Annotated in this window: 11 protein-coding genes and 2 tRNA genes; 7 read left to right on the forward strand and 6 right to left on the reverse strand. The window is 29.1% G+C overall.

The features are described from left to right. Positions 1-27 precede the first annotated feature (27 nt). From fabG to EGM88_RS13770, 4 genes are all read left to right on the forward strand, one after another. Entirely contained in the window at positions 28-774 is a 747-nt protein-coding gene (gene fabG / locus EGM88_RS13755) for a 3-oxoacyl-[acyl-carrier-protein] reductase (RefSeq protein WP_123899006.1), read from the forward strand. A 72-nt stretch (positions 775-846) separates the two neighbouring features. Then, the gene (locus tag EGM88_RS13760) at positions 847-2,874 is read left to right on the forward strand and encodes a VWA domain-containing protein (protein ID WP_123899007.1); all 2,028 of its coding nucleotides are present in this window, start codon (positions 847-849) and stop codon (positions 2,872-2,874) included. A gap of 77 nt (positions 2,875-2,951) precedes the next feature. Beyond that, positions 2,952-3,842 (forward strand): cation diffusion facilitator family transporter, encoded by an 891-nt coding sequence (locus EGM88_RS13765; protein ID WP_123899008.1) that lies wholly within the window; start codon positions 2,952-2,954, stop codon positions 3,840-3,842. Positions 3,843-3,902: 60 nt separating this feature from the next. Beyond that, on the forward strand, positions 3,903-4,730 hold the full coding sequence (locus EGM88_RS13770; RefSeq protein ID WP_123899009.1) for a prohibitin family protein: 828 nt from the start codon (positions 3,903-3,905) through the stop codon (positions 4,728-4,730). Positions 4,731-4,797: 67 nt separating this feature from the next. Here EGM88_RS13770 and EGM88_RS13775 read toward each other — a convergent pair whose 3' ends face one another. Beyond that, entirely contained in the window at positions 4,798-5,637 is an 840-nt protein-coding gene (locus EGM88_RS13775) for a carboxypeptidase-like regulatory domain-containing protein (RefSeq protein ID WP_123899010.1), read from the reverse strand. A 139-nt stretch (positions 5,638-5,776) separates the two neighbouring features. Further along, a tRNA-Leu gene (locus EGM88_RS13780) sits at positions 5,777-5,860 on the reverse strand. Positions 5,861-6,387: 527 nt separating this feature from the next. Here EGM88_RS13780 and EGM88_RS13785 point away from each other — a divergent pair. Beyond that, the gene (locus tag EGM88_RS13785) at positions 6,388-6,819 is read left to right on the forward strand and encodes an FKBP-type peptidyl-prolyl cis-trans isomerase (protein WP_123899011.1); all 432 of its coding nucleotides are present in this window, start codon (positions 6,388-6,390) and stop codon (positions 6,817-6,819) included. 82 nt (positions 6,820-6,901) lie between these two features. Here EGM88_RS13785 and EGM88_RS13790 read toward each other — a convergent pair whose 3' ends face one another. Both EGM88_RS13790 and EGM88_RS13795 read right to left on the reverse strand, forming a co-directional pair. Then, positions 6,902-7,867 carry a bile acid:sodium symporter family protein gene (locus EGM88_RS13790; protein WP_123899012.1) on the reverse strand — a complete coding sequence of 322 codons (966 nt, stop codon included), beginning with the start codon at positions 7,865-7,867 and terminating at the stop codon, positions 6,902-6,904. A 342-nt stretch (positions 7,868-8,209) separates the two neighbouring features. After that, positions 8,210-8,282, reverse strand: a tRNA-Lys gene (locus EGM88_RS13795). A 110-nt stretch (positions 8,283-8,392) separates the two neighbouring features. Between EGM88_RS13795 and EGM88_RS13800 the strand changes: the two genes are divergently transcribed. Continuing rightward, positions 8,393-8,911 (forward strand): shikimate kinase, encoded by a 519-nt coding sequence (locus EGM88_RS13800; RefSeq protein ID WP_123899013.1) that lies wholly within the window; start codon positions 8,393-8,395, stop codon positions 8,909-8,911. A 2-nt stretch (positions 8,912-8,913) separates the two neighbouring features. Here the strand turns inward: EGM88_RS13800 and EGM88_RS13805 are convergent, their stop codons facing one another. Further along, the gene (locus EGM88_RS13805; RefSeq protein WP_123899014.1) at positions 8,914-9,411 is read right to left on the reverse strand and encodes a phosphoribosyltransferase domain-containing protein; all 498 of its coding nucleotides are present in this window, start codon (positions 9,409-9,411) and stop codon (positions 8,914-8,916) included. Positions 9,412-9,586: 175 nt separating this feature from the next. Between EGM88_RS13805 and EGM88_RS13810 the strand changes: the two genes are divergently transcribed. Then, the gene (locus EGM88_RS13810; protein WP_123899015.1) at positions 9,587-10,540 is read left to right on the forward strand and encodes an acetyl-CoA carboxylase carboxyltransferase subunit alpha; all 954 of its coding nucleotides are present in this window, start codon (positions 9,587-9,589) and stop codon (positions 10,538-10,540) included. Positions 10,541-10,564: 24 nt separating this feature from the next. Here EGM88_RS13810 and fdhD read toward each other — a convergent pair whose 3' ends face one another. Next, positions 10,565-11,338, reverse strand: coding sequence for a formate dehydrogenase accessory sulfurtransferase FdhD (fdhD, locus tag EGM88_RS13815; protein WP_123899016.1), 774 nt, complete (start codon positions 11,336-11,338; stop codon positions 10,565-10,567). Between the last annotated feature and the right edge of the window lie 2 nt (positions 11,339-11,340).

The raw sequence follows: 11,340 nt of genomic DNA on the forward strand, positions 1-11,340 counted from the left end.
ATATTTGGCTATTAAAAATTTTATTAAATGAAACTACTAGAAAATAAAACCACATTAATAACAGGAGCATCTAGAGGAATTGGTAAAGGAATTGCAGAAGTATTTGCAAAACAAGGTTCTAATATTGCATTTACCTACAATGCATCAGCAGAAGCGGCTAATGCATTAGAGAAAGAATTGCAATCTTATGGAGTAAAAGTAAAAGGTTTTCAGTCCAATGCAGCAGATTTTAAAGCTGCACAACAATTAGCTGCTGATGTTATTAATGAATTTGGAGCTATAGACGTACTAATAAATAATGCTGGAATTACAAAAGACAATCTATTATTGCGTATTTCAGAAGAAGATTTTGATAAAGTAATAGAAGTCAATTTAAAATCGGTTTTTAATCTTACCAAAGCAGTTATAAAACCTATGATGAAACAACGTTCGGGCTCTATTATAAATATGAGTTCAGTAGTAGGGGTAAAAGGAAATGCAGGACAAGCTAATTATGCCGCCTCAAAAGCAGGAATATTAGGGTTTACAAAGTCTGTAGCTTTAGAATTGGGGTCTAGAAATATTCGTTGTAATGCTATAGCTCCTGGATTTATAGAAACAGAAATGACTGGTGCTTTACCAGAAGAAACGGTAAATGAATGGCGTAGTGCTATACCATTAAAACGAGGAGGAACTCCTGAAGATATTGCAAATGCTTGTGTGTTTTTAGCTTCTGACATGGCAACCTACATTACAGGTCAAACAATTAATGTAGATGGAGGTATGCTAACCTAAATTTCAGTTGCTAATTGATGGTTTATAAATCAATACTATTATTATCTATTAATTTTAACTTAATAAACACAATTGTCTTCAACTGTAATTTTACTAATCGTAGTAGCTGCCATCATCGCTTTGCTGATGGCTTTTTTTCAGTATTATTATAAAAGTAAAGACCGTAGTAAAACGAATATTTTATTGTTCTTTTTGCGATTTTTATCAATTTTTTCATTGTTAGTTTTAATAATAAACCCAAAAATTGAATCGAATAAAATTGAAAATGTTCGTCCTGTTTTAAATGTATTGGTAGATAATTCTGCTTCAATAGCTTATGCCAATGAGCAAGATAAAGTTTCTAATTTTGTTACTAACCTAAAGGTGAATTCAGCTCTTAATCAGAAATTTGACATCAATTATTATACCTTTTCAGATCGTCTTTCTGTACAAGATACACTTGCCTTTAATGCTCATAAAACTACTATTATTACCCCCCTTCAAGAGCTTCAAGAACTCTATAAAGACAGAATGGCTCCAACACTTTTAATAACAGATGGTAATCAAACACAAGGGGTAAGTTATGCATACTATAAAGCTAAAAACCCTATTTATTCTGTGGTAGTGGGAGATACATTGCAATACGACGATTTAAAAATTAGTCAAATAAATGTAAATTCATATACCAATTTAAATAATAACTTTCCTGTTGAAATTTTTATTCAGTATAAAGGAAAGGAAAGTATCAATAAAAGCATTTCTGTAACTCAAAATAATACAGTAGTATTTAAAAAGAACCTCACTTTTAGTAGAGAAAAATTATCTCAAAGAATTCAATTTAATTTAAAGGCTCATGCTATTGGAATACAAAATTATCATGTGCAGGTTGCTTCACTTGAAAATGAGAAAAACACTATAAATAATTCCAAAAGTTTTAGTATAGAAGTTGTTGATGAGCAAGCAAAAATTTTAATTTTAAGTGCAGTTAATCATCCAGATATTGGAATGATACGTAGATCTATTTTCTCTAATAAACAACATAAAGTAGAACTACACAATGATTTAAATAAAAAGTATCAATATAAAGATTATCAGTTGGTTATATTATATCAGCCAACAAGTGAGTTTGCTAAAATTTTTGAAGATATAGAGTTAGAACAAGCGAATGTTTTTATTATTACAGGACCTAAAACAGATTGGAGATTTTTAAATAAAGCTCAACCATTTTTTACTAAAAAAGCGATATCTAAAAAAGAAAGTTATTTTCCTGTATACAACCCTGATTTTAATGAGTTTATTACTGAAGACATTCAATTTTCTGAGTTTACACCGTTAACAGGATATTTTGGAGAACTGGTATTCAATGTTCCTTTTAAAACCGTATTGTATCAACGCGTTTTAAGTTTTGAAACAAAAAATCCGTTGTTAGCAACCTTTACATTAGACAATCGGAGAGGAGCACTTTTATCTGGTAGCGATAGTTGGAAATGGAGAATGCAAAGTAAAGTTACACAAAATACTTTTCAGCAATTTGATCAGTTTTTTAATAAACTGATTCAATATTTATCTTCAACAAAAAAGTATGACCGTTTAGAAGTTGAGTACAATCCTTTTGTTTATGCTAATGAAAATGTAATTATTAAAGCACAATATTTTGATGCCAATTATGTGTTTGATACAAATGCTAGCTTAACATTGTCATTAACTAATAAAACAACAAAAGAACAGTCAATATTTCCGTTTACCTTAAAAAATAATTATTACGAAGTGGTTTATTCTGATTTAGAGGCTGGTGATTATAGTTTTTCAGTTCAAACGAAAGACAAAAGCATTAGAAAATATGGAAGTTTTTCGGTGTTAACCTATGATGTTGAACAACAATTAGCAACTGCTAATGTGAAAGATTTGAAATTATTAGCAAAAGCTTCTGGAGGTATTTCTACTGCTATTGACAACACTGAACCATTAATTACCCAATTAATTGAAGATAATCAATACCGCATTATTCAGACAAGTAAACGACATTTACAAGCATTAATAGATTGGCAATGGTTGTTAGCATTAACGTTGTTTTTGTTGACACTAGAGTGGTTTATAAGAAAATATTATGGTAAAATCTAGTTATTTCATAGTTGATATTTTTATTTAAACTATTGCATCTATTTGCAATAAGTTACGTATTACTATAATTAGACATCATGGCACACAATCATTCACATCACCACAGTACAGGCAATATAAAAGTCGCCTTTTTTTTAAACTTATTTTTTACCATTATAGAGCTAATAGGAGGGCTTTATACCAATAGTTTGGCAATTATGTCAGATGCTTTACACGATTTAGGAGATAGTTTAAGTTTAGGATTATCTTGGTATTTTCAGAAATTATCAAATAAAGGGGCAACAAAAAACTACTCATACGGATACCGAAGATTTTCTTTATTAGGAGCAATTATAAATTCAATAATTTTAGTAGTAGGTTCTATTTTTATAATTAAGGAAGCTATTCCAGGATTATTAAATCCACATCAGGCAGATGCTAAAGGGATGATGTGGTTGGCAATTTTAGGAGTACTTGTAAATGGAGCTGCTGTGTTTAAACTAAAACAGGGTACTTCAATGAATGAACGTGTTGTATCACTACATTTAATGGAAGACGTTTTAGGTTGGTTAGCTGTTTTAATTGCTAGTATTGTAATGCAATTTTGGAATGTGCCTATTTTAGACCCTATTTTATCGCTTTTAATTGCCGCTTTTATTTTATTTAATGTCTTTAAGAATATTAGAGAAACATTACGAATAATTTTACAAGGTATTCCTAAAGAAATATCGGTTGATGCTATTCGTAAAGAAATGAAAAGTTTACCTGAAATAGAGGAAATACATGATTGTCATGTTTGGAGTTTGGATGGTGAATATAATTTAGCAACTGTACATGTTTCACTTAAAAAATCGTCAGTACTTATAAATGATATTGTTGAGATAAAACAACAACTACGAAAGTTACTTCATGATCATTTTGATATAGAACATGTAACCCTAGAAATAGAATCTTGTAATGAAGATTGTGAATATAAAGATGGTTGTTAAAGGTACAGCATATATGATATTTTAATCGTAAATTTGTAGTTAACACTAATACCAATTAATATGAGTAGCAACCAATTACAATTACCGAAGGCAGTCTTGCCAATTTTATTTTTAATAATAATATTTATTGTTTTTTTTTCTAAAGCTTTTGTAACTATTGACGCTGGTGAAGCGGGGGTATTATGGAAACGCTTTGGAGGAGGTGTAGTAACCGATGAACCTGCAATGGGCGAAGGGTTTCATATTGTAGCTCCATGGAATAAAGTGTATGTTTATGAAATTAGAAGACAAGAAGCATTTGAAAAAATGAAAGTTTTATCTTCTAACGGATTAGATATTTTATTAGAAACTTCTATCTGGTATCAACCAGAAGTGCCTGAATTAGGAAAATTGCACCAACAAATTGGAACTGATTATTTAAATAGAATTTTATTACCTACAATTCGTTCTGCTGCAAGAAGTGTTGTTGGTAGATATACTCCAGAACAGTTGTATTCTAGTAAAAGAGATGCTATACAGACTGAAATTTATGAAGAAAGTAAAAAAATAATCGACGATCAACATATTTTACTAAATGAAATTTTAGTAAGAGATGTTACATTACCAACTTCTATTAAAGATGCTATAGAGCGAAAATTAAGACAAGAACAAGAGTCTTTAGAATATGAATTTAGATTAGAAAAAGCTGATAAAGAAGCTCAACGTCAAATTATTGAAGCTCAAGGTAAAGCAGATGCTAATAGAATTTTAAGTGCATCTTTAACCGATAAAATATTACAAGATAAAGGTATTGAGGCTACATTAGAATTGTCTAATTCACCTAATGCAAAAGTAGTTATTGTTGGAAGTAGTAAAGATGGATTGCCTCTTATTTTAGGAAACAATTGATTTTAAATACGATATAATTTATTATAAAAAAGGAGGTCAACAGACCTCCTTTTTTATAACTATATTTTTAATTTTTGTTTTCGTTGTTTACTCTAACTTTTTCTTTACTAACAGTACCTTCTTTTATAGCTTTATAGTTTTCGTAACATTCTAAAACAGCCTCAATAATTTGTAAATCACTGGCTTTTTTAACAAAACTATCTGAATAATTACATTCCTTAAGTAAATCGTCCAATTCTTTTCTACTCATATCCATATAATCCATTAGAATTTCTCTACTGAATTTTTCTTCCATCATATCTCTGGAGTTGTCTTGCTCTTTAAGCTTTTTAAGTTTTTTAAGTTCTTTTGGTTTTTTACCAAATTTAGTATACCAAAAATCAACAGGATTAAATAATGCCGCACCAACTCCAGTATATTCTCTAGCTTTAGGTCTACCAATTTCATAAGTTTGAGGCAAGCCTTCAATATGAATTCTAGAGAATTTGTCCATAGGAACATTTTTAGCGTCAATCTCTAAAACTCCAATTAAGTTATGAACTTTTACTGTAACTTCTTCAATCTCTACAGTCTTTTCATGTATGGCAATTTCTAATTCATTACCTCTTAATAAGTCATTGGTAATTTTTAATTTTATTGATTGATAACCAATATACGAAATGTGTAAGGTGTCATTAGATTGTGCAGGAATTTCAAAATCACCATTGCTATTAGTAATGGTACCTTCTGCCGTATTCATATTAAAAATATGAGCACTTTGTAAAGGCATTTTATCATTCACATCAATAATTCTTCCCTTTAAAATTTTAATAGAATCTTGATTTCTAGTAATGTCAGTCTCAGTTTGACCATGTACAACACTGAAACATAAAAAGAGAGCAAGTAAAGTGGGTATTAATTTTTGCATATGGCAATGATACTAATAATTCAGTAAAATTTTTGTTAAATGATTACAAAAAGAATACCAAATGATAAAAATATTAATTTATAATTTTCAAATTTCAAAAAAAATTATAAATAATTTGCCATTTTGAATTTGAAATATGTGCACATGACAGGACTTGAACCTGCACATCCTAGTGGATATTAGCCCCTCAAGCTAACGCGTCTACCAATTCCGCCACATGTGCAAAAATCAAAAAAAAGCCAAGCATAGACAGCTTAACTTTTTAAAATATTAGCAATAGATTAAACTAAAATGTTGGGGGTTAAAAGCAAATCTATTTTAGTAATTTTATAAAGTTCACCAACTAAAAACTCACGGTTTATGAACCTTATTTTAATATAAACGATGTCAAAATAACTTAGATTGGCTGCAAATATAAACATTTTAGTTTTTTTAATTAAATTATAATTTCATGATATACTTTTGTAAAGTTAACTATTATTATTTTTTATTGATTAGATACATGACCTGACATATTGGCGTAAATAAGAGTGAATTTTGTGAAATTTTTAAACGGAATATTTTTGTTGTATTTGTTACGTATAAAGGGCTACATCTTGTTTTTAAAAAGCTAGGTTATTAATTTATAATATAATTTCTATATTTTAACCTTTGGCTTGATTTTAGATGCAATTTGAAAAATAAGTTAAATTAAAATAGTTGTTGCATAAAAATTATGTAAAGGGTATTTTAAAAATTAAAGAATATAGAATGAGTCAAGTAAAAGAAAACAACACAGTAAAAGTAAATTACACTGGAAAATTAACCGACGGTCAGGTTTTTGACACGTCAATAGGAAGAGAACCTTTACAAATTACATTAGGGCAAGGACAACTAATACCTGGTTTTGAAAAAGGATTGATTGATATGAAAGTCAATGAAAAGAAAACCATTACCATTGCTAAAGAAGAAGCATACGGAGATGTTATTGAAGAATTGATTCAAAAAGTTGAAAGAACACAATTGCCTCAAGATATTACACCTGAAGTAGGTATGGGCTTAGTTTCAAAAGCACCAGATGGTAGAGAAATGAATTTGCGTGTAGTTGAAGTTAGTGAAGATAGTATTGTTGTTGATGGAAATCATCCATTAGCTGGTAAAGATCTTATTTTTGAACTTGAAGTGTTAGAAATTTTAGAATAACACATCTTGTAACCTTATAAATATCCTAACAGTTATTGTATTATATATCAATTTCTGTTAGGATTTTTTTGTAAACATTTTACTATTCTGTTAACCTTCCTTTTTTTGAGGCAATTACACTAATAATTAGTATTTGTATGGCATGAAATAACATTAAGGGTAATAATAATAACCCTATAGAAGCCATATTGCCAAAAAGTATTTTAGAAAAAACAGTACCGTGTACTAAAGATTTTTTAGTTCCACAAAATTGAGCTGTAATTTGATCTTCTTTATTAAAATGTAATTTTTTAGAAATAAAACCAGTCAAATAATATACTACACCAAATAAAATTAGCACTCCAATAAAAAGTAATAGTAAATCTAAAAACGAAACGGTACTAAAAATATCATTATAAAAAGAATTGGCAAAGCTTTTATAAATAATTAATAAAATAATAGACTTATCAAACAGAGTTAGTTTACTGCTGTGTTTACGAGCAAATTCACCAAAATAACGTTGTAATAGTAAACCTAATATTACAGGTACAATAATTTGAATAATAAGATTGCTATAAATTTCAATAAAATTAAAATCGGCAGTTGAGGTATTAATAAATAAGCCCATCCATAGCGGAGTAATAGCAATGCCAATAATACCTGATATGCTGGCATTAAAAATAGCTGCAGGCACATTACCTTTTGCCATAGATACCATTACCACCGAAGAAGATACAGTTGACGGTAACGCGGCTAAAAAAAAGAAGGCCAGCCAAATAAGTTCTTGTTCTTTATGTTGAAGTAATGGATGTACTAACAAAACTAGTAATGGAAACATTAAAAATGTTGAAGTTTGTACTAAAACGTGCAATTTCCAATTGCTTAATCCGGTTTTTAATTTTTCAGGACTGAGTTTAAGTCCGTAGAAGAAAAAGATAAGTGAAATTCCAATAGAACTAATCAAGTTCATGGGAATATTACTATGTTCTGTTCCCCATAATGGAAAAAAATATGCAATTATAATAGTTGTAATAATTGCAAGTACAAATTTATTTATTTTAATGCTCATAAAAGGATTCTTTACCGTTGTAAACTATCTAATAAATGAGTAAAATTTATTTTATGTAGTGTTTTAAAAAATAAAGAGGGTGTTGTCTTAAAAAATAACACCCTCTTTTCATTATTAATTTATAAATACAAAAACAATGGTTCGCAAATTTAATGAAATATGAAATAGTTGCAAAAGGAAATAACCAACAAAAAACTATAAAAAGTAGTGATTGGAATAAAGGGATTTTATAAATTAAAATATAGAAATTAGAGTAGTGGAAGCTACTTTTTAAAGAGAAAAAAATATTATTTAAAAATAAAAAAGCCTATCAAAAAATGATAGGCTTAGCAATATTTGTTGTGACCGGGCTGGGGCTCGAACCCAGGACCCTCTCCTTAAAAGGGAGATGCTCTACCAACTGAGCTACCAGGTCTTCGTTATTGCGGTTGCAAATATAATATCAAATATTTATTTTGCAAGGTATTTTTTAAAAAATTTTCTACGATATTTGTAACCCTCATATTATAAGACAAATAAGTTTTTATGAAATTAGTTTTACTAGGGTATATGGCAAGTGGCAAGTCGTCAATTGGCAAAATTTTGGCACAAAAGCTAGATATTTTATTCATCGATTTGGATAATTACATCGAAAAAAAGGAAAATTTAAGTATTTCAGAGTTATTTAAAACGAAAGGAGAAATCTATTTTAGAAAAAAAGAAACCTATTATTTACAAAAATTGTTAAAAAAAGATGGTGATTTTATATTATCATTAGGTGGAGGCACACCTTGTTATGGCAATAATATGGATTTAGTTAATCAATTTGATGCGTCAATATATTTAAAATCTTCTTTGCAACAGACATTTTTAACCTTATCTAAAGAAGAAAATAAAAAATCAAGACCGTTAATTGCATCAATTTCTAATGATGACCTAAAAGAATTTATTGCCAAACATTTGTTTGAACGGGCTCCATATTATGAGAAAGCAATGCATCATGTTTTAATTGACAATAAGAAAATGGATCAGATTGCTGAAGAAATATTGTTGGTAGTGACATAAACTTAATCTAAATACGCAACCATTTTAGAGCCTTTTATTTCTAATGCAATATGTTCTTGTATAGATGTAGACAATGACAATCCTTTAAAATCTGCCTTAATTGGATATTTTTTATGATTTCTATTAACCAGTACAGCAGTTTTAAACTGTTTTAAAGGAACTTCTAAAAAATGCTTAACGGCATACATTAGAGTGGTGCCAGAATTTAAAACGTCATCTACCAATACTAGAGATTTATTTTTATATTCATTTTTATCTAATGAAGTTTCAATAGCATTTAAAGGATTTTTTTTGTCAATAATAACTTCGCAAACAGTAGCTTTTAGTGGAGAAATTTCTTCAACAATAGATTTTAATTCTTGGGCTATAACAAATCCATTTTTGGCAATACCAGCAATAATAACTTCTTTTTGATTGGCATTAGTTTCATAAATTTGAAATGCCATTCTTCTAATTTTATGTTGTATTTCTGTGTTATTCAGTATTATTGAACGCTTCATTGAATTCTATTTTAATGAGCATCAAAGATAAGGATAAGTTTCTTTTTTAAATGAACAAATAGCCTGATTGTTAGTCCTGCATTACTTAATTTTGTATAATCTTAACTATTTGTTAATACTTTTGTAGATGATTAAATAGTTTATATATATTTGTAATATCAACCAAAACTATTTTATGGAGTATTTAGATTTTGAAAAACCGATACAAGAATTAGAAGAGCAGTTATCTAAATGTTTGATAATTGGTAAAGAGAGTGAAGTAGACGTTACTGAGACCTGTGAGCAAATAGAAAAGAAGTTAGAAAAAACTCGTACCGATATATATAAGAATCTTACGGCTTGGCAACGTGTACAATTATCAAGACACCCTTCTAGACCATACACTTTAGATTTTATAGAAGCAATTACCAAAGGAACATTTATGGAATTGCATGGAGATAGAACTGTGAAAGATGATAAAGCCATGATTGGTGGTTTAGGTAAAATTGGAGACCAGTCTTTTATGTTTATCGGTCAACAAAAAGGGTATAATACCAAAACACGCCAATATAGAAATTTTGGAATGGCAAATCCAGAAGGATATCGTAAAGCATTACGATTGATGAAAATGGCTGAAAAATTTGGTATTCCAGTTGTAACTTTTATTGATACTCCTGGTGCATATCCAGGATTGGAAGCTGAAGAGCGTGGGCAAGGTGAAGCTATTGCTAGAAATATCTTTGAAATGAGTATTTTAAAAACTCCTATTATTTCTATTATTATTGGAGAAGGTGCTTCTGGTGGAGCTGTTGGAATTGGAGTAGGAGATAGGGTATATATGATGGAAAATACATGGTATACTGTTATTTCTCCAGAGTCGTGTTCGTCAATTTTATGGCGTAGCTGGGATCATAAAGAAGAGGCGGCAGAAGCCTTAAAGTTAACCGCAAAAGACATGAAAAAACAAGGGTTAATTGATGGTATTATTAAAGAACCTTTTGGTGGAGCTCATAGTAATAGAGAAGAAGCTTTTGCTATTGTAGAAAAACAAATTGTTAAAACCTATAACGAATTAAGTAAATTAACTATTAAAAAGTTAATTAAAGAACGTATGGAAAAGTACGAAGCTATGGGAGTTTACAATGATTAAGTAAAGTTATTTAGCTAACTGTATTTAAGTGTAATAAGTAGCTTTTTTGTCACGACAAAAACTAATAAGTTTCATTCCAAATTCTTTTGCAAAATCAATAGCTAATGAAGAACTTGCAGAAACTGAAGCTACCACAGGAATATTTGCAATAAAAGCTTTTGAAATAATTTCGTAAGAAACACGGCCGCTTACTATTAAAATAGAAGCGGCTTTTATTTTATTATTTGTTAAAAGGTTTCCAATACTCTTGTCAACAGCATTATGTCTTCCAATATCTTCTTTTACAGTTAGTAATTGATGTTCTTTATTAAAAATAGCAGCAGCATGTGAGCCTCCTGTTTTTTTAAAAAGTACTTGTTTTTGTTTCATTTCAAAAAATAATCTTTGTAATTGAGATGGTTTTATTGTAATTTCATCTCTCATTTTATTTCCCGTTACTTTAATATCATCAATTTTTTGTTTTCCACAAATGCCACAAGACGATACTGATAGTAAAGTACGTTTGTTTAAATATCCATTTCCTAAATTGTTTTTCGGTATGCTTACATTTATAATACTAAAACCATTTGTAGAGGCTTCTAAAATTTCATAATCAAAATTTTGAGGTTTTTTATAGATGTCTTCTGCAAATAAAAGTCCTCTTATAAGCTCGTAATCATTTCCTGGAGTTCTCATAACTACAGTATATGCTTCGCTATTGATATTTATTTGTAAAGGAGCTTCAATAACAAGCGTGTCACTGATTTTTTTTAAATCATTTTCTAATGCTTTATAGGCTTCGTAATTAAAAGTGGACATAG

Source organism: Aureibaculum marinum (genome assembly GCF_003813905.1).
GTDB lineage: Bacteria > Bacteroidota > Bacteroidia > Flavobacteriales > Flavobacteriaceae > Aureibaculum > Aureibaculum marinum.

What these genes read in the sequence shown, in the direction of transcription:
- fabG (WP_123899006.1), top strand. Translation starts at nt 28, where the DNA reads ATGAAACTACTAGAAAATAAAACCACATTAATAACAGGAGCATCTAGA.
- EGM88_RS13765 (WP_123899008.1), top strand. Translation starts at nt 2,952, where the DNA reads ATGGCACACAATCATTCACATCACCACAGTACAGGCAATATAAAAGTC.
- EGM88_RS13770 (WP_123899009.1), top strand. Translation starts at nt 3,903, where the DNA reads ATGAGTAGCAACCAATTACAATTACCGAAGGCAGTCTTGCCAATTTTA.
- EGM88_RS13775 (WP_123899010.1), bottom strand. Translation starts at nt 5,637, where the DNA reads ATGCAAAAATTAATACCCACTTTACTTGCTCTCTTTTTATGTTTCAGT.
- EGM88_RS13785 (WP_123899011.1), top strand. Translation starts at nt 6,388, where the DNA reads ATGAGTCAAGTAAAAGAAAACAACACAGTAAAAGTAAATTACACTGGA.
- EGM88_RS13790 (WP_123899012.1), bottom strand. Translation starts at nt 7,867, where the DNA reads ATGAGCATTAAAATAAATAAATTTGTACTTGCAATTATTACAACTATT.
- EGM88_RS13800 (WP_123899013.1), top strand. Translation starts at nt 8,393, where the DNA reads ATGAAATTAGTTTTACTAGGGTATATGGCAAGTGGCAAGTCGTCAATT.
- EGM88_RS13805 (WP_123899014.1), bottom strand. Translation starts at nt 9,411, where the DNA reads ATGAAGCGTTCAATAATACTGAATAACACAGAAATACAACATAAAATT.
- EGM88_RS13810 (WP_123899015.1), top strand. Translation starts at nt 9,587, where the DNA reads ATGGAGTATTTAGATTTTGAAAAACCGATACAAGAATTAGAAGAGCAG.
- fdhD (WP_123899016.1), bottom strand. Translation starts at nt 11,338, where the DNA reads ATGTCCACTTTTAATTACGAAGCCTATAAAGCATTAGAAAATGATTTA.